18 protein-coding genes and 2 pseudogenes are annotated in these 16,811 nt (G+C 69.8%); 7 read left to right on the top strand and 13 right to left on the bottom strand.

Going from position 1 to position 16,811, the window contains the following annotated elements; translation table 11 throughout:
- The first annotated feature begins 41 nt into the window (after nt 1-41).
- Entirely contained in the window at nt 42-1,211 is a 1,170-nt protein-coding gene (locus AC4BDD_RS10300) for a cystathionine gamma-synthase (RefSeq protein ID WP_490690694.1), read from the top strand.
- Nucleotides 1,212-1,303: 92 nt separating this feature from the next.
- Here the strand turns inward: AC4BDD_RS10300 and AC4BDD_RS10295 are convergent, their stop codons facing one another.
- The 3 genes from AC4BDD_RS10295 to AC4BDD_RS10285 form a co-directional block, all read right to left on the bottom strand.
- Complete coding sequence (locus AC4BDD_RS10295; protein WP_490690693.1) at nt 1,304-1,558, bottom strand: hypothetical protein; 255 nt, start codon at nt 1,556-1,558, stop codon at nt 1,304-1,306.
- Between the two features lie 133 nt (nt 1,559-1,691).
- Nucleotides 1,692-2,177: a sigma factor-like helix-turn-helix DNA-binding protein gene (locus AC4BDD_RS10290; RefSeq protein ID WP_490690692.1), complete on the bottom strand. Its 486-nt coding sequence runs from the start codon at nt 2,175-2,177 to the stop codon at nt 1,692-1,694.
- Nucleotides 2,178-2,261: 84 nt separating this feature from the next.
- A complete protein-coding gene (locus AC4BDD_RS10285) occupies nt 2,262-2,774 on the bottom strand; it encodes a MarR family winged helix-turn-helix transcriptional regulator (protein ID WP_490690691.1) in 513 nt (170 codons plus the stop codon).
- A 146-nt stretch (nt 2,775-2,920) separates the two neighbouring features.
- Here AC4BDD_RS10285 and ilvA point away from each other — a divergent pair, with 146 nt between their 5' ends.
- The 3 genes from ilvA to AC4BDD_RS10270 all read left to right on the top strand — a co-directional run bounded on the left by ilvA (nt 2,921) and on the right by AC4BDD_RS10270 (nt 6,218).
- Nucleotides 2,921-4,192 carry a threonine ammonia-lyase gene (gene ilvA / locus AC4BDD_RS10280; RefSeq protein WP_490690690.1) on the top strand — a complete coding sequence of 424 codons (1,272 nt, stop codon included), beginning with the start codon at nt 2,921-2,923 and terminating at the stop codon, nt 4,190-4,192.
- Nucleotides 4,193-4,368: 176 nt separating this feature from the next.
- Nucleotides 4,369-5,349, top strand: a complete 981-nt coding sequence (locus AC4BDD_RS10275) for an ATP-binding cassette domain-containing protein (RefSeq protein WP_490690689.1) — start codon at nt 4,369-4,371, stop codon at nt 5,347-5,349.
- Entirely contained in the window at nt 5,346-6,218 is an 873-nt protein-coding gene (locus AC4BDD_RS10270) for an ABC transporter permease (protein ID WP_490690688.1), read from the top strand. The genes AC4BDD_RS10275 and AC4BDD_RS10270 overlap by 4 nt, the downstream gene beginning before the upstream one ends.
- 139 nt (nt 6,219-6,357) lie before the next feature.
- On the opposite strand, the gene greA is transcribed toward AC4BDD_RS10270, so the two are convergent.
- Together greA and AC4BDD_RS10260 are read right to left on the bottom strand one after the other, a co-directional pair.
- Nucleotides 6,358-6,855 carry a transcription elongation factor GreA gene (greA, locus tag AC4BDD_RS10265; RefSeq protein ID WP_490690687.1) on the bottom strand — a complete coding sequence of 166 codons (498 nt, stop codon included), beginning with the start codon at nt 6,853-6,855 and terminating at the stop codon, nt 6,358-6,360.
- A 209-nt stretch (nt 6,856-7,064) separates the two neighbouring features.
- The gene (locus AC4BDD_RS10260; RefSeq protein WP_490690686.1) at nt 7,065-7,475 is read right to left on the bottom strand and encodes a DUF4307 domain-containing protein; all 411 of its coding nucleotides are present in this window, start codon (nt 7,473-7,475) and stop codon (nt 7,065-7,067) included.
- A 131-nt stretch (nt 7,476-7,606) separates the two neighbouring features.
- Here AC4BDD_RS10260 and mca point away from each other — a divergent pair, with 131 nt between their 5' ends.
- From mca to AC4BDD_RS10245, 3 genes and pseudogenes are all read left to right on the top strand, one after another.
- Entirely contained in the window at nt 7,607-8,479 is an 873-nt protein-coding gene (gene mca, locus AC4BDD_RS10255) for a mycothiol conjugate amidase Mca (RefSeq protein WP_490690685.1), read from the top strand.
- A gap of 4 nt (nt 8,480-8,483) precedes the next feature.
- Nucleotides 8,484-8,729, top strand: a complete 246-nt coding sequence (locus AC4BDD_RS10250) for a hypothetical protein (RefSeq protein ID WP_490690684.1) — start codon at nt 8,484-8,486, stop codon at nt 8,727-8,729.
- Between the two features lie 272 nt (nt 8,730-9,001).
- Nucleotides 9,002-9,160 (top strand): annotated as a pseudogene (locus AC4BDD_RS10245) (DUF255 domain-containing protein); the annotation flags it as partial.
- A gap of 33 nt (nt 9,161-9,193) precedes the next feature.
- On the opposite strand, the gene AC4BDD_RS10240 reads toward AC4BDD_RS10245, so the two are convergent.
- The 8 genes and pseudogenes from AC4BDD_RS10240 to AC4BDD_RS10205 all read right to left on the bottom strand — a co-directional run.
- Nucleotides 9,194-9,601 (bottom strand): PIN domain-containing protein, encoded by a 408-nt coding sequence (locus AC4BDD_RS10240; RefSeq protein ID WP_490690683.1) that lies wholly within the window; start codon nt 9,599-9,601, stop codon nt 9,194-9,196.
- Complete coding sequence (locus AC4BDD_RS10235) at nt 9,598-9,861, bottom strand: hypothetical protein (protein ID WP_490690682.1); 264 nt, start codon at nt 9,859-9,861, stop codon at nt 9,598-9,600. The genes AC4BDD_RS10240 and AC4BDD_RS10235 overlap by 4 nt, the downstream gene beginning before the upstream one ends.
- A gap of 137 nt (nt 9,862-9,998) precedes the next feature.
- Nucleotides 9,999-11,453, bottom strand: a complete 1,455-nt coding sequence (locus AC4BDD_RS10230; protein ID WP_490690681.1) for a restriction system modified-DNA reader domain-containing protein — start codon at nt 11,451-11,453, stop codon at nt 9,999-10,001.
- A gap of 281 nt (nt 11,454-11,734) precedes the next feature.
- Nucleotides 11,735-12,268, bottom strand: coding sequence for a hypothetical protein (locus AC4BDD_RS10225; RefSeq protein WP_490690680.1), 534 nt, complete (start codon nt 12,266-12,268; stop codon nt 11,735-11,737).
- A 26-nt stretch (nt 12,269-12,294) separates the two neighbouring features.
- Nucleotides 12,295-14,277, bottom strand: coding sequence for a hypothetical protein (locus AC4BDD_RS10220; protein WP_490690679.1), 1,983 nt, complete (start codon nt 14,275-14,277; stop codon nt 12,295-12,297).
- Complete coding sequence (locus AC4BDD_RS10215) at nt 14,274-15,437, bottom strand: 5'-methylthioadenosine/S-adenosylhomocysteine nucleosidase family protein (protein ID WP_490690678.1); 1,164 nt, start codon at nt 15,435-15,437, stop codon at nt 14,274-14,276. The genes AC4BDD_RS10220 and AC4BDD_RS10215 overlap by 4 nt, the downstream gene beginning before the upstream one ends.
- Nucleotides 15,438-16,181: an NUDIX hydrolase gene (locus AC4BDD_RS10210; protein WP_490690677.1), complete on the bottom strand. Its 744-nt coding sequence runs from the start codon at nt 16,179-16,181 to the stop codon at nt 15,438-15,440.
- A 399-nt stretch (nt 16,182-16,580) separates the two neighbouring features.
- Nucleotides 16,581-16,733, bottom strand: a pseudogene (locus AC4BDD_RS10205) (Uma2 family endonuclease); the annotation flags it as partial.
- Nucleotides 16,734-16,811: the final 78 nt, after the last annotated feature.

The raw sequence follows: 16,811 nt of genomic DNA, 5'->3' as shown, positions 1-16,811 counted from the left end.
GTCGCCGACCGGGACCGCCGACGGGCACTACGCTCGGGCACATGACCGACCAGCAGAGCCATCAGCAGCACGCGTCACAGAATTTCGAGACGCTCGCCATCCACGCGGGACAGGAGGCGGACCCGCTCACCGGCGCCGTCGTCCCCCCGATCTACCAGGTGTCCACGTACAAGCAGGACGGCGTGGGCGGCCTGCGCGGCGGCTATGAGTACAGCCGTTCCGCCAACCCCACCCGCACCGCGCTGGAGGAGAACCTGGCGGCCCTGGAGGGCGGCCGCCGTGGGCTCGCCTTCGCCTCCGGGCTGGCCGCCGAGGACTGCCTGCTGCGCACCCTCCTGGTCCCCGGCGACCACGTCGTCATCCCGAACGACGCCTACGGCGGAACGTTCCGGCTGTTCGCCAAGGTCGTCTCCCGGTGGGGCGTGGAGTGGTCGGTCGCCGACACCTCCGACCCGGACTCGGTACGGGCCGCGCTGACCGACAAGACCAAGGTCATCTGGGTGGAGACCCCTTCCAACCCGCTGCTCGGCATCACCGACATCGCCGCCGTCGCGGACATCGCCCGCGCGGCCGGCGCCAGGCTGGTCGTCGACAACACCTTCGCCAGCCCCTACCTCCAGCAGCCCCTGGCGCTGGGCGCGGACATCGTCGTGCACTCGCTGACGAAGTACATGGGCGGCCACTCGGACGTCGTCGGCGGCGCGCTGGTCACCGCGGACGCCGCGCTGGGCGAGGAACTCGCCTACCACCAGAACGCGATGGGCGCGGTCGCCGGACCCTTCGACTCCTGGATCGTGCTGCGCGGCATCAAGACGCTGGCCGTCCGGATGGACCGGCACAGCGAGAACGCCACCCGGATCGCCGAGATGCTCACCCGGCACCCCAAGGTGACCCGCGTGCTCTACCCGGGCCTGCCGGAGCACCCCGGGCACGAGATCGCCGCCAAGCAGATGAAGAACTTCGGCGGCATGATCTCCTTCCAGGTCGCGGGCGGCGAGGAGGCGGCGGTCGAGGTGTGCAACCGGGCGCGGCTGTTCACCCTCGGTGAGTCGCTGGGCGGCGTGGAGTCGCTGATCGAGCACCCGGGCCGGATGACGCACGCCTCGGCGGCCGGTTCGGCGCTGGAGGTGCCCGCCGACCTGGTCCGGCTGTCGGTCGGCATCGAGTCGGCGGACGACCTGCTCGCGGACCTCACGCAGGCGCTGGGCTGACGATCGGGATCGGCCCGAGGCCGCGTCGCGGCCCGGCCCAGCGCCGGGCCGCGCGTGCGCCTCGGGGGCCGGGGCCGTGACGCGTGCCTCGGTCACCAGCCGTCCAGCGGCGGGGTGGTGTCCGTCGGTGGTGCCTGCCACGGCTCCACCGCCGCCGCCCACACCGCGAACGCGAGCACGGCGGCGCACAGCAGCCACCAACCCGCGAGCCGCGCCGCCCGGCGGCGCCGCAGCAGGCGGTCACCGCGTTCGGCGGCCGCGGCCGCCAGCCGGGGCGGCAGCACCGGGCGGGGCGGCCGGTCCAGCAGCCGGCGCACCTCGTCCTCCTTGCGGTCCAGCCCGCTCATGGCGCGAGATGCCCTTGATGATCCGGTCGGCTCATGGCGCCCGGCCCTGCTCCCGGTCCGGTCCGCCCCGGGCATCCGTCCCGCACGCGAGCCGGTCGGCCGCTGCCCCTGATCCCCGCGCGACCCGGTCGGCTCATGGGGCGGTCCGGGGTGCGCGCAGCGGCAGACCGGACCGGTCGTGGCGGGCGGCGGTGAGCAGGGCGGCCACCGCGCGGGCGCAGATCGCGCGGACCCGGTCGGCGGACAGCCCGAGCAGGGCGGCGGCCTGTTCCTCGGCGACGCCCTCGTACAGCCGGACCACCACCACCAGCCGCTCCTGCGGGGTGAGCCGGTCCAGCCGGCCCCCGCGTGGCTCCCGGTGCCGCCGGCCGGTGCGGGCGAAGCGGGCCACCAGCTCCTGGCGGGCGCGGTCGTACGGGTCCTCGCCGCGCAGCCCATCCCAGGCCGCGTAGGTGCGGGCGAGCGCGTGGGTCAGCAGGGCTTCGGCGGCCGGGCAGCGGTCCGGGGGCTCACCGGTCAGCAGCGCGGCGGCATGCAGCAGCCGCCCTCCGGCGCCCGCGACGAATCCGTCGAACTCCCGGGCCCGGCGGCGTCCCTGCTCCGCTCGCCGCTCTCGCACCGCGCCTCCCCGCCTCCCGGTGTGCCGTCACCACCTCACGACAGGCCAGGTGCTTTTCAGGACACGGCAGGGAGCGGCCGCCGGTCAAGAGGCGGGAGCGGGCTGCGGCAGCGGGCTGAGGATGTCGGACAGCGCGACGTTGAAACGGGTCAGCAGATCGCAGAAGACATCGCGCTCTTCCGCTGTCCACTCCTCGGTCACCAGAGCCATCAACTCGCGCCGGGAGGACCGTACTTCCTCCAGCCGGGTCTTGCCGCGCGGGGACAGCTGGAGGACGACCGCCCGGCCGTCCTCCGGGTGCGAGGTGCGCTTGACCATGCCGGAGTCGACCAGCGGCGCGACCTGCCGGGTCACCGTGGAGGAGTCGATGCCCATGCCCGCGGCGAGCGCCTTGACCCCCATCGGCCCGTCCTGGTCCAAGCGGTTGAGCAGCAGGTAGGCGGCCCGGTCCATGGAGTTGCGGGCCTGGCCGACGCCGCCGAGACGGGTCTGCTCGGCGCGGCGGGCGAAGAGGGCGACCTGGTGCTGAAGGACGTCGAGGACGTTCGGGTCCGGCGTCGTGTCGAGTTGAGTCGTCATGTCCGATGAGGTGGGCATGGCCTGGGGCTCACTTCGTGCGGTGGTCTGTGGGATGGGGCACAGAGTACGCGGCCGCGGCCTTACCCGTACCCGCGCTGCACAAACCTGCCGTCCGGAAAACGACGGGCGCGCGCCCGGCCGCGGCGAGCTGCCAGACTTGATCCATGGCTGAAAGTGTTCGTGACGGGGACGGGGCCACGGCCGACGGCACCCCGCACGTGCCCACCGGGGCGCCCCCGATCACCCTCGACGACGTGCGCGCGGCGCAGCGGATCCTGACCGGGATCTCCCGCACCACGGCGCTGGAGGGAAGCCGCTTCCTGACCGGGCTGATCGGCTCGCCGGTGCACCTCAAGTGCGAGAACCTGCAGCGCACCGGCTCCTTCAAGGTCCGCGGCGCCTATGTGCGGATCGCCGGGCTGACCCCGGGGGAGCGGGCGGCGGGCGTGGTGGCGGCCAGCGCCGGCAACCACGCGCAGGGCGTGGCGCTGGCGGCGGCGCTGCTCAATGTGCGCTCCACCGTCTTCATGCCGCAGGGCGCACCGCTGCCGAAAGTGGCCGCGACCCGCGAGTACGGCGCCGAGGTGCGGCTGCACGGACAGGTGGTGGACGAGACGCTGCGGGCCGCCCAGGAGTACGCGCGGCAGACCGGCGCGGTCTTCATCCACCCCTTCGACCACCCCGACATCATCGCCGGCCAGGGCACCGTGGGCCTGGAGATCCTGGAGCAGTGCCCCGAGGTGCGCACCATCGTGGTGGGCGTCGGCGGCGGCGGTCTGGCCGCCGGCATCGCGGTCGCGGTGAAGGCGCTGCGGCCGGACGTACGGATCGTGGGTGTGCAGGCCGCGGGCGCCGCCGCCTACCCGCCCTCGCTGGCCGCAGGCCGTCCGGTGTCCATCGAGGCGCCGGCCACGATGGCCGACGGCATCAAGGTGGGCCGCCCCGGCGACGTGCCGTTCCAGATCATCGGCCGTCTGGTCGACGAGGTCCGCACGGTCTCCGAGGACGCGCTCTCCAGCGCGCTGCTGCTCTGCCTGGAGCGGGCCAAGCTGGTCGTGGAGCCGGCCGGCGCCAGCCCGGTGGCGGCCCTGCTGTCGGAGCCGGACGCCTTCTCCGGCCCGGTGGTGGCGGTGCTGTCCGGCGGCAACGTGGACCCGCTGCTGATGCAGCGCATCCTGCGGCACGGCATGGCCGCCGCGGGCCGCTACCTGTCGCTGCGGCTGCGGCTGACCGACCGGCCCGGGGCGCTCGCCACCCTGCTGGGCGTGTTGTCGGTGCTGGACGCCAATGTGCTCGACGTCAGCCACGTACGGACCGATCCGCGGCTGGGGCTCACCGAGGCGGAGGTGGAGCTGCATCTGGAGACGAAGGGCCCGGAGCACTGCGCCGAGGTCGCCAAGGCGCTCGGCGAGGCGGGCTACATCGTGATGCAGTGACCGGGACGCGGTGATCATGGCGCGGTAGGCGATGGGGGAGCGGACGCGGTAGCCGGGGCCTCCGCACGAGCGGTCGGGCGGGCCAGATGCCGTAACCGTGGGTGTGCAGCCGATGCCGGAGCGTGGCTGCGCGCATACGATCGACGCGGTGAGGCACCACGACCGATGGGGGCTGTATGCCGGGCGCCATCTATGCCGAAGGTCTGGTGAAGCACTTCGGCCAGGTCAGGGCATTGGACGGCGTCGATCTCGACGTGCCGGAAGGCACCGTGCTCGGGCTGCTCGGCGCGAACGGCGCCGGGAAGACCACCGCGGTGCGCGTGCTGACGACGCTGCTGAGACCGGACCGTGGGCGGGCGGTCGTGGCCGGCGTGGACGTCCTCCGGCATCCCGGCGAGGTCCGCAGATCGATCGGGCTGTCCGGGCAGTTCGCCGCGGTCGACGAGTACCTGACCGGCCGGGAGAACCTGCGGATGGTCGGCCGGCTCCACCAGCTGAGCGGGCGTGCCGCGAAGGCCCGCGCGGCCGAGCTGCTGGAGCGGTTCGACCTGACCGCCTCCGCCGACCGTATCGCCAAGACCTACTCCGGCGGCATGCGCCGCCGCCTGGACCTCGCTGCCGCCCTGGTCGTCCGCCCGCCGGTGATGTTCATGGACGAGCCCACCACCGGCCTGGACCCGCGCAACCGGCAGGCACTGTGGGACGTCATCCGGGACCTGGTGGCCCAGGGCACCACGATGCTGCTCACCACCCAGTACCTGGAGGAGGCCGACCACCTCGCGCACGACATCGCCGTCGTGGACCACGGTCAGGTCATCGCCCGCGGCACCTCCGACCAGCTCAAGGCCCGCACCGGCGGGGAGTGGGTGGAGGTCGTGGTGCGCGAGCGGTCGCGGCTCGGCACCGCCGAAGCGGTGCTGCGCGCCCTCGGCGAGGGGGAGACCGCGGTGTGGGAGCACACCCGCAAGGTGACCGCCCGGATCAGCGGCGGCGCCCGGCTGCTGGCCGAGGTCATCCGCGAGCTGGACAGCCGCGGGGTGGAGATCGACGACATCGGGCTGCGCCGCCCGACCCTGGACGACGTGTTCCTCTCGCTCACCGGCCGGCGCGCCGACGCCGTCCCGGAGGGCGAGCCGAGCGGGGAGGCCGGCGGATGACCGTCATCGACCGGACCGGGACCCGGTCCGCGGACGCGCCCGCGGACCGGCGCCGGCGTGGCCGGGTGGCGCAGTCCGTGCACGACTCGCTCGTCATCGCCGGGCGCAACCTGATCCGCATGTCCCGGATGCCGGAACTGGTGGTCTTCGGGCTGATCCAGCCGATCATGTGCATGGTGTTGTTCGCCTACGTCTTCGGCGGCTCGATCGACGTCGCGGGGGACACCGACCCGGAGACCTACCGCCGGTTCCTGATGGCGGGCACCTTCGCGCAGACCGTCACCTTCGCCACCGCCGGGGCGAGCTCCGGCGTCGCCGAGGACATGTCCAAGGGCCTCGTCGACCGCTTCCGGTCGCTGCCGATGGCGCGCGGCGCGGTGCTCACCGGCCGCACTCTCTCGGATCTGGTGCAGACCGCGTTCACGCTGCTGGTGATGGCGTCGATCGGGTTCATCGTGGGCTGGCGGCTCGATCAGGGGATCCTCAGCGGGCTCGCCGGATTCGGGCTGCTGCTCCTTCTCGGCTACGCCTTCTCCTGGATCGGTGCGCTCATCGGCCTGTCGGTGCGCAGCCCGGAGGCCGCCACCTCGGGCGGGCTGATCTGGGCCTTTCCGATGATCTTCGTCTCCAACGCCTTCGTCCCGTCGGAGAACATGACGGGCGTGGTGCGGCACATCGCGGAGTGGAACCCGTTCAGCACCACCGTGCAGGCGTGCCGCGAGCTGTTCGGCAATCTGCCGCCCGGCTACCCGGTCCCGGATGCCTGGCCCATGCGTCACCCGGTCCTGGCCTCGGTGCTCTGGTCTCTGCTGATCCTGGCGGTCTTCCGCACCCTGGCGGTGCGCCGGTACCGCTCAGCGGCCGGCTGAGTCCCCGGCCGGCTGGGCCCGCGGGCGGATGCCGGAGGGCGGAGGCCCGGGGGCGGACGTCCGGTGATGGACGCCCAGACGCACGAAACCCCCGGCGCGCCCGCGCCAGGGGTCCCGTGCGTCTCCGTCGAAGCCGGCGTCACGCCTGGTAGGGCTTGGCCTCCAGGATGCGCACCGACGCGGTCTTGCCGTTCGGCAGTTCGTACATGGCGTCCTCGCCGACCTTCTTGCCGTTCACACCCGAGCCCAGCGGGGACTGCGGCGAATAGGTCTCGATGTCCGAGCTCGCGTACTCGCGGGAGGCCAGCAGGAAGCTGAGAGTGTCGTCCGGGTCGCCGTCGAAGGCGATCGTGACGACCATGCCGGGGGCGACCACGCCGGTGTCCGCCGGGGCCTCGCCGACCTTGGCGTGCTGCAGGAGCTGGGTCAGCTGGCGCACGCGGAGCTCCTGCTTGCCCTGCTCCTCCTTGGCGGCGTGGTACCCGCCGTTCTCCCGCAGGTCACCCTCCTCCCGGGCGGCCTCGATCTTCTTCGCGATCTCGACACGTGCGGGACCCGACAGGTACTCCAGCTCGGCCTTGAGCTGGTCGTACGCCTCCTGGGTCAGCCAGGTGACGTTCTCGCTGGTCTGGGTCACAGGTGCTCCTCGTCGGTACTGGGAATACAGCGGTACTGGGAATACAAATGAACGCCCTACTCAGAAGGGTGCGCCTTCCCAGCGGGGCGAAACCACGAGCCTAACAATTCCGGGGCCAAAGGGGGAGGAGCGTGACGTATCGAACGCGTAGATGCGCTGCCTCGCCGCCCCGGGCCGAGCCCGGCCCGAAAGGGCCTTGCCGGCGCCGCTCAGTCGTCCGAGGCGGTCTTGCAGCCGACCAGCTCGGCGTTGGTGGCGCGGGCGGTGGTGCGGAGGGTGACGACCTCGTCCACCTGCTCCTGGCGCTGGGCGAAGGTGAAGTCCTTCCAGCCCACCTCGGAGCCGTCCTCGGCGAGTGAGCGGAGGGTGCAGACACCCGTGGTGCCCTTGTCCTTGCGGACCTCCAGATGGACCTCGACGGCGTCGTCGGAGACCACCTTGAAGCTGATCAGCCGGCCGCTGACGTCCGTGCCGGCGATGTAGGAGTAGCCGAACCAGCCGATCACCGCGAGCAGCAGGGCGCCGAGCACCGCGCCGACGATCTTGAGCTTCCGGTCGGCGCGCTCATCGGCCGACCGGCCGTAGCGCCCGTCCGGTACACCCGCCGGCACCGTCGCCATGATCGTCCTCCTGATGGGACACGGAATTTTTCGCCCCTGGTCTGGGTCACTATAGAAGCCGCCCGCCCACCGCCCACCGCCACCCCGGGGCGGCCGACGAAGTATCGCGACGAATCACTGAGGATCGAGCCTTGACTGAGCAGCTGCGACTGATGGCCGTGCACGCACACCCCGACGACGAGTCGAGCAAGGGCGCGGCGACCATGGCGAAGTACGTTTCCGAGGGGGTGGACGTGCTGGTCGTCACCTGCACGGGCGGAGAGCGCGGCTCCATCCTCAACCCCAAGCTCCAGGGGGACGCCTACATCGAGGAGCACATCCACGAGGTCCGCGCCAAGGAGATGGACGAGGCGCGCGAGATCCTCGGGGTCAAGCAGGAGTGGCTGGGCTTCGTCGACTCCGGGCTGCCCGAGGGCGACCCGCTGCCGCCGCTGCCCGAGGGCTGCTTCGCGCTGGAGGACGTCGAGGAGGCCGCCGGCCGCCTGGTGAAGCTGATCCGCGAGTTCCGGCCGCAGGTGATCACCACCTACGACGAGAACGGCGGCTACCCGCACCCGGACCACATCATGACCCACAAGATCACGATGGTGGCCTTCGACGCCGCCGGGGACCCGGAGAAGTACCCGGGCACCGGCGAGCCCTGGCAGCCGCAGAAGCTCTACTACAACCAGGGCTTCAACCGGCCGCGCACCACGGCCCTGCACGAGGCGCTGCTGGCGCGCGGCCTGGAGTCGCCGTACGGCGAGTGGCTGGAGCGGTGGAAGGAGTTCCAGCGGCGCGAGCGCACCCTGACCACCTACGTCCCGTGCGCGGACTTCTTCGAGATCCGGGACAAGGCGCTGATCGCGCACCGCACCCAGATCGATCCCGACGGTGGCTGGTTCCGCGTCCCGATGGAGATCCAGAAGGAGGTCTGGCCGACCGAGGAGTACGAGCTGGCCAAGTCTCTGGTGGACACCTCCCTCCCCGAGGACGACCTCTTCGCGGGCATCCGCAACAATTGAGCCCATGATGAGCGTGACCAGCTCCCTCGCCCTGACGCACGCGTCGCCCGTCTTCGAGTTCGCCAAGGAGCTCGACAAGGACAAGGTGACGCCGGGCGTCCTCGGCTTCATCGTCTTCGCAGCCCTCGGCGCGGCCGTGTGGATGCTGATGAAGTCGATGAACAAGCACATGCAGAAGGTCGACTTCGAGGAGACCCCCAAGGAGGGTGCGGAGGCGGAATCCAGCGCCTCCAGCCCCTCCAGCGCCTGACGCTCGGGGCGGAGCCCCGGGAGTCACGGAGCGCACCGGCGGTCATGAGGCGGGCAGCACCGCCATGACCTCGCGGGCCCGGCGGCTCGGCATCATGCCGAGCCGCCATGCCTGCCACCCCGGCTCCGGCTCCATGCCCCGGTCCAGCACCAGCGCGCATCCGTCCGCGCACGCGTCCGGCGCCGGCCCTCAGTCGCCGATCGCGGCCGCAATCTTCCGGCACGGGGCCGGTGCCTCCCGGCGATGCGGGCCGTGTGGGGGAGGATGGACCCATGCCGAACCGTCTGGCGCACGAGACGTCCCCCTACCTCCTCCAGCACGCCGACAACCCGGTCGACTGGTGGCCGTGGGCCCCCGAGGCGTTCGCCGAGGCGCGCCGCCGGGGCGTGCCGGTGCTGCTCAGCGTGGGGTACAGCAGCTGTCACTGGTGCCAATGAACTCGCGAACCCGGTAGTCGGCGGTGCTTATACGTCTCTGATGATCACGTGCTTCCCGCAGAGCTTCGACCAGTCGTCCCGGTCGGAGGTCAGGACGATCACGGGGGCCGGGACGCGGAGCGCGAGCGCGGCGACGAGGGCGTCGATCGCGTACTTGTGCCCGTGCAGCCCGCCTGCGTCCCGAAGCAGCGCCACGGCCGTCAGGGAATCCTTCTGACTGACCGGTTCCACCCGCAATCGGGAGAGCACCCACTTCAAGCGCGCCAGATCGGTTTTTCCCTGCACAGCCTCAACGATGGTCAGTGCGGACACGAGGATGGGGACCCCGACCTGCCGGGCCGCCTCGATGCGGGCCGCCATCTTGCGGTCATTGCGTAGGAGCAGGGACAGAGCTTCGGAGTCGAGCACCAGCGAGCGGGCCGGCTGCTCCTTCACGCGGCGCCCAGCTCGGCGTCCTCGTCCCCGAACAGCTCGCGACGAGCGGCTTCGACCTCCTGCTCCGTGAGCGCGCCGTGCTCTTCCTCGTGGGCCGCGACGATCTCAGCGAGCCCGTCCATGGCGAGCTGGTGCCTGACAGCCTCGGTGATGTAGCTGGACAGCCCGCGGCGACCGGTTCGGGAGCGGAGTTCGCTGACCAGCTCGGTGGGCATGGACACGGAGATGTTCTCAGTGGTCCCGGCTCGGATCGGCTTCATGGCCCCACTGTAAGACAGTCTCTATTACAGGGAGGGTTCCATGGCGGAGTGGAAGCTTTCGACGCCCTGCGGTCACCCGGGCGGGAGACCGTCTCTGTGCAGCGGTCACCCGGCCGGAGCCGGGTGACCGCCTCGCCTCAGCCGCCGTGCTCGCGCAGGAGGTCGATCATATTGCGGAGCATTGGTATGGCCGAGTCGCCGGCCTTGTCCTTGTCGTTGAAATGCATCAGTTCATTGCGGATCTCGCGCAGCTCGTCGAGGCGGGCGATGAAGGACTTGCGGTCCAGTGGCCAGCCCAGCTTGTCCCACTGTTCCTGATTGCCCAGGACCTGCTGGTAATCCCCGTAGGACAGCTGATCGAAGGTCGTGAGCTTCCGGCGTCCGTCCGGATCGCAGAGCGCGACCACCTCCGTGAGGTCCAGACCCTCCGAGATGGCCCGTCGCAGTTGCCGGTCGAGGTCTCCGATGAGCAGGAATGGCCGGGCCGTGGCGCCGTATTCCGCGGCCACGTCGGCGACGGTGATGATGCCGGCGATCTGACTCGTCTGGTCCTTGACCAGGAGGAAGCCGAACCGCTCCAGATCGGGCAGGACGTCGATCAGGTGGTCGGCATAGCTGACCGCGTGAGCGGGGACGATGGCATCGGAGAAAGGAGCCTCCGAGTGCGCGTAGCGCGCGCGAGCGATGGATTCCCAGGTGACGGCACCCCGCAGGTTCCGAGGCCCGTTCAGCACCGGCAGTTGCGAGTACCCGTTGAGCCGCATTTTGGTGAACGCCTCCTCGAAGCTCGCCGAGGAGGAAACCGACACCACTCCCTTGAGGGCCGAGGGCAGGTTGCCGACCGTCTGGCCCTGGACGGGCTCCTCCTTGTATTCCTCATCGCCGGAGGTGGCGCCAGGCCCCGGTGTGCCGGATTCCCTCGGCTCCTCCTGCCCCGCCCCCAGCCCCTCCTCGGCCGCCTCCTCCCCGTTCTCGGTGTCTCCGGACGGACCGGTCAAGGTGACCCGGTCATCGATCCCCACGGCTGCGAAGTCCGGCACTGTGGACAGGCCGTGGTTGGCCAGCTCGGCGGCTACCCGCTCGGTCACCAGGTAGCCGCGCCGGGATGCCCCCCACCAGCCCAGCAGGTCCCGGACGGTGACTGTGACCGGTGCGTCGGCGTCCGCCTGCCTCCGGGCGTCCTTCAAACGGGCGTGCCGGGCGGCGGAGTCTGCCGCCGAGACATCGCCGGAAGGCGGCAGCTCCGCCGCCGTGTCCAGGAGCCTCTGCCGCACAACGTCCAGCAGGGTGCCGTCGTCCAGTGCCCAGGCTGTCCAGCCGTCGTAGGGCCCGCGCCCCGTGGCGGCGGCTGCTGCCGCCGAAGGAGACTTGAACCGCTGGCCGTCACTCAGCTGGATCCTGCCGTCTGCGGTCACCTGAGCGAGGTGTTCCTGCCCGGCCCGCCGCTGCCGGAAAGTGAGGTGCGTCCCCGCGCTCAGCAGGCCGGCGCGGACGAGGTCGGAAAGTAGCACCCGCCGCCCTTCGAGCAGATAGGAGGCTCGTCCCAGAGGCTCGTCCGCACTGCCGTCCACTGCGTCATCGGTATCAGCCATCAGGTCTCCCGGTCGCCTGCCTCGGAACGCTGTGATCATCGCAGAGCTGCGTCCGGCATCGATGCGGATTCCGGACGATTGCTTCGCCGGGGATGGCCAGGGAAGGCTGGGACGGGCCGGCGGGGTGCACAGCCCGTGCTGCTCATCGTCGGGTATAGCTCGTGCCACCGGTGGCAGTGAACTCGCACAAGGGGTTGCACTGCGAAGTACTGCCGCTACGGCGGGTCCGTACGCCGGGGCGCGGCCGGAGGTATCGTACGCGTGCCTGGCGAGGCCTGGTGCTACCGCTCCGTACGGCGCAGGAATTGCCAGCCCAGTACAGCCAGGGCGAGCGTCTGCCCGAGAGAAGCGAGCATGGGCAGGGGCTGAACGACGGGAGAGCACCAGAACGCGGTCGTGCAGACCATGGGCAGGACCAGGTACGTGAACAGGTCCACCGCAGTTTGAAGCCGCTTGCGCACTGTGCGGCCCGCAACGTTGCGATGGTAGATCTCCCAGCCGAACACTGCGCCGTGGGCGGAGGTGAGTTCCCCTAGGCGCGGTCCCAGCCGGTCGCGGACGTAGCAGCCGATCGCCGAGATCTTCTCGTCGTTGACCAGGTAGGTCCAGCCCAGGATCAGACAGATCGCGGGGACGGAGAGCAACAGCCGCGACTGTCCGCTCTGGGTGGTGATCGCCACAACCGCAGTGGCTGCGGCGAGCGTGAAGTAGAGCAGGTTGTCGCGAAACCCTATACGGGTCTTCTGTTCCTCCTTGAGTCGGTCGTACTCGGCCAGCAGGATCTTGCCCTCGGTGACGTCATCCGTGCAGGTCACAGGCGCTCCTATGCTCGAGTCAAGGATCAGTCGGCGATCTGGAAGGGCGCCAGGCTGTCGGGGCCGTGCCGTTCGAGCCAGCTCTTCCCGTCCGCCGCTATCCCTTCCAGGAGGCGGAAGGTGTGGGTGGAGCCGGCCGCGCTGAGGTTGATCTCGGAGATTTCCTGGGAATCCTCGGTCGGTGCCAGTTGATGGGCGTCGGCGTCCTTGACGCGGATCTTCTTGGCCGGTCCGTTGGTGAGGACGAGCTCCAGGTCGTATCCGATGTCGGCGTTCTCCGTCACCTGCACGGAGGTCAGTGCGTCGAACCGGTAGTTGCTCCGCTCCTCGTTCCTGCGCGTCGCGTCGGAAAAGTTGAACTCGGAACTGATCTCGCGGATACCGTCCTGGGTGAACAGGAACAGACGGAAGACGTAGTGCGAGTACCGCCATGGGCCGCCTCGGACCCGGCCCCGTTTGTACGAAGGAGCCGGGGCTACCAGGATGGTGTGGGTGATGAGGTCGCGCCAGGTGAGCCGGTGGTGCCGGAGTGCCTCATCGACGAAGGTCGTCTTATCGCAAGCCAGCCAGGTCTCCATCTCCAGCTCGCTGGGGCGCGTGGTGTCTAGAAACGACTTCCAACGCTGGTAGGCGATCTGTCGTGCGGTCAGATTCTCCGTGTACTCCTGAGCCTCCCGGTCCAGCCGGTGCTCTTCACGCCGTACCTCCAGCCATCGGTAAGCGGTCTCATGCCCGGACCAGGCCGCACCGAGCACGGCCAGGAACGCCCACAGAGCTTGCGGTTGGGCGGCCCCGGAGGCCGCCGTGCCGAACCCGGACAGAGCCGCCGCACCGAGAACCGCGAGGGCCACAATGGTCAGGGCCTTCGTCCTGCCCGGAGTCTGCTCCTGGCGGTGCTGATCGAACAGCGTGCCGTTGTTGTAGCGATCTCGGGCGTCCTCGGCGAGGTACCGGATCAGCCAGTCGACCCGGTCCACACCAATCCGGCTCTCCCGATAGAGGTCCCCGATTTCGGCGGCGAGACTGCTGCGGATCTGCGCCGTGTGGGCGAGCCAGGCGTCCGAGGTGAACCCGTGCGGCCTGCGAACACTGAAGTAGTGATCGAACGAATGGCGGACGCCCTTGGTGAACCCGTCCTCGGCGAGTGCGGGGTCGCGCGGGTGCGGGACGCGGGCCCCGGACGCGAGACCCGGCTTGGGCTTCCGACCCCACCACCGGACGCCGAAGCGGGCCGCAGTCAGACCCGCGCCGAGTGCCACCGATAACTCGACGATCGCCTGGGCCGGATCCGCGATCAGCGCCAGGCCCCAGAGGAGCGCACTGCTGACGACGAACAGGGCCGCCCGGACAGGGAGGGCCGCCTTGGCTGCGGCAGCAGTGCTCGGGCGAGGTGGAAGGGCCCGCGCCCCGATCGGGATGGGCGCGAAGTAGGCCCAGACCCGTCGGCCCCGGTCATTGCCGAAGCGTTCTGCATGGGCCCGTTCGAGAGTCTCCGCCCACAGGTCGTCCTTCAGCCCTCCGGTGAGCATGAGGTCGAGGTGGCGGAGGATCGCGTCGTGCTGGCGGCGCGGCAGGTCCTGCAGCTGCTTCAGCACGGGGCCGGTCTCGCTGCCGGTGGTGCTGAGCGCCGCCAACAGGTCGAAAGTGACGCGCAGGGCTTCCTTCCACTCGTCCTCGGGGTAGGCCCGTACGAGCCTGGAGGTGTAGCGCAGCCGCTGGACCTCTTCGGTGCTCAGGTCGTGGTGCGTGCGTGCGCTGAGCATGGCGAGCACCCAATGGAAACGAACCTCCGTGCTGTCGTGACCGCGGACGATCGCATCAGTGATCATTTCTCGGGCTCGGCTGGGGACGCCGTCCTCCAGGAGTTGTACGCCGACCCGGTACTTCTCCTGCGGCGAGGCGTCCGGGTGGACAATGTAGATATTGGAGTCATGTACGGTCTCGGCCTGGATCCCGATGGTGGAGTTGTACGCGGCCGAGCTGTACGCGGCACCGTCGTTGTGGCTCATGCCAGGTCACCGGCCGCAGCAACCATGGGAACCAGCGTGGCCACCAGCGCCGGGCACTCTGCGACCAGTCCGCGCAGCCTCTTGAGCGTCATGACCGTCCGCTTCGTCGATTCAGGGGTGCGCTCCCCGGCCGACCGGAGGGCGGAGTCCAGATCGGTCAGGGCCTCCTGGTAGCTTTCCTCGTCGAGGGCGCCCTCGGTGCGATGCCACCCCAGCTGATCGCGGAAGCGGTTCAGTTCCGTGATCAGGTCCGCAGGGCCGGATGCCTTCGAGGCCGCGTTCATGTGGACACTGCTGCCCGTGACTAAGCCAGCCATGATGCCGACGGTGCTGTTGTGGACGGTGTTACTGACGCGCCGGTCGAACCGGTCGGCCGGACGGGCCCTGTCACCCTGGGGCATTGCGGCCTCCTCCTGCTCGCCCACCAGTTCCACTGCCAATCGGATGGCGAACGCCGACGCGTTCGCCGCGGCCCGCGGCTGCCAGTTGCGGTCCTCCGAGCTGTTCTTCGTGCCGTCCGCCCGGTCGCTGATCCCCCGGACGATGGCCACCGGTGCTCCGCTGAGATGACCGGCCTGGGCCACACCAGCCGCCTCCATCTCGATGGCGAGCGCGTCGTTGTAGTGCTGTCGGACCCACTTCGCCTCGGCCGAGATCCTCGAGTTCTGGACGATCTCGCCGGCGGCGATCGCCCCGAAACGCACCTGCGGTTCGTCCTCGTGACTGGGTGTGGGGTCCGCCCAGTCGTTCACACGGGCCAGGTGCGAGGCGAGCTGGCTGATGCCGTGCGGCGCTTCCCACACCCGGGGACGGGCTTTGAGCCCGTCGTCCTCGCTGGTCCCGCCGTGATAGGCGTACACGTGTGACGCCATCACCACGTCACCCAGCCTGGTGGCGTCCCATAGGGCGCCGGCGACTCCGACGAACAGCACGGCCACCGGTGAGAACTCCTGGATCGCACGTTCGGCGATCACCGCGGCGGAATGGTTCCCCTTGTTCGTCAGGCCGAGCGCGACGCGGCACGATGTGCCCCGTACGGTTCCCACTTCGAACCGGGTACCGCGCTCATGGCGATGCACCAGAAGATCCCCCAGCCTCTGGCGCACGGACTGATATTCAAGATTGAGCGCGGTGAGAATCACCACTGGACCCTTCGGCATTTACTCCTCTTCCCCTCTCGTGTTCTCTTCCGCCGCAGATGGCGCGGGTCGGATCAGCGGCGGGAACAGCACGGTTCTCGGGCCGGCCCGGTACAGCCGTGCGGGCCGTCCTCCTGTGGTCCTGCGGTCCGTGCCGATGGGGACGATGAATCCCTTCGTGGCTTGGACCTTCCGGTAGAAATTGCGGGTGTCGAGTGTGGTGCCCCAGACGGCCTCGTACACCTGCTGCAGTTCTGCGATGGTGAAGCTCTCCCCGCAGAACGCGGTGGCCAGTGCCGAGAATTCGATCTTGGTGCGTGCGCGTTCGATCCCGTCAGTGGCGATTCGATGGTGATCGAAGGCGAGGGTTGCCTCGCCGGACAGGACGGCTTCTGCGGGAATCCACGCGGCATTGGTGGCATCCGTCCCTGCGACAGGGTCGGGCAGCCCTGGTGCGATCGCCAGGTGAGCGACGGAGACGACTCGACCCCGCGGGTCGCGGCCCGATCTTCCGTACACGGCGAGCTGTTCAAGGTGCACCCAGCCGGAGGTCAGGGCCGTTTCCTCACTCAGTTCGCGGTGAGCGGCGTCCAGGATCTCCTCGCCCTCGTGGCTCAGGAATCCTCCGGGCAGCGCGAGCATGCCCCGGAAGGGATCTTCGCCCCGCTCCACCAGGAGGACGTGCAAACGACTCTGTCGCAGCGTCAGGATCACGAGATCGACCGTCAGTAGGACAGAGGGGGGTGACCAGGCGTCATCTTGCATGTCCTGCAAGATACTTCGGTTACTGTCACTTGCACAAGAAGTGGTGTGGTGGGATCAGTGCACCGATCGACCCCACGGTCGTGGCGCGCATGGATGGTCGGCTGGCGGTCGGAAATGCTGGCTCGTACCGGCAGTGTCACGGTTCCAGCCCGTGACTGGTGCGCTGGTGTCGTCGATGGCGAAGGGGGCCGGCCGTAGCCCGTTCGCGTCGATGAACCGCAACGGGTGCCAAACCTTGGGTCGGCTTCGTAGACGGCCGCCCCGACGGGTGCGATCTTCCGTCAACCTGACCTTGATCAGTTCCTGATCGGGAAAGGCTCAATGATCGCTTGGTTCGCGACGAAAGACTGTCCGGGCGCTATCGGTCGGATAGCGAGAGCGGGGAAAGCCTCTCCGCCCTCACATATCCCCAAGATCAACCGTGATGGAGAAAGGCGCGATGGCCTTCACCGTGCCGGTGAACATCTCGCCGTCCCTGTAAGCCTTGGTGGCAGGATCGAGGACGTAGGTGTAGACGATCGGGACACCGGTGGCGGCCTGCTCGACCCGCCAACGTCGACGTTGGCCACCACGTGACGGCACGGCTCGGCCAAGCGAGGCAGAGCCTGTGCGGGTCTCGCCGGCGGGGAT

This window comes from Streptomyces sp. JLBT605 (assembly GCF_058215555.1).
Note: the sequence above shows the minus strand (reverse complement) of the source record. Positions and strands in the feature narration are given on the sequence as shown.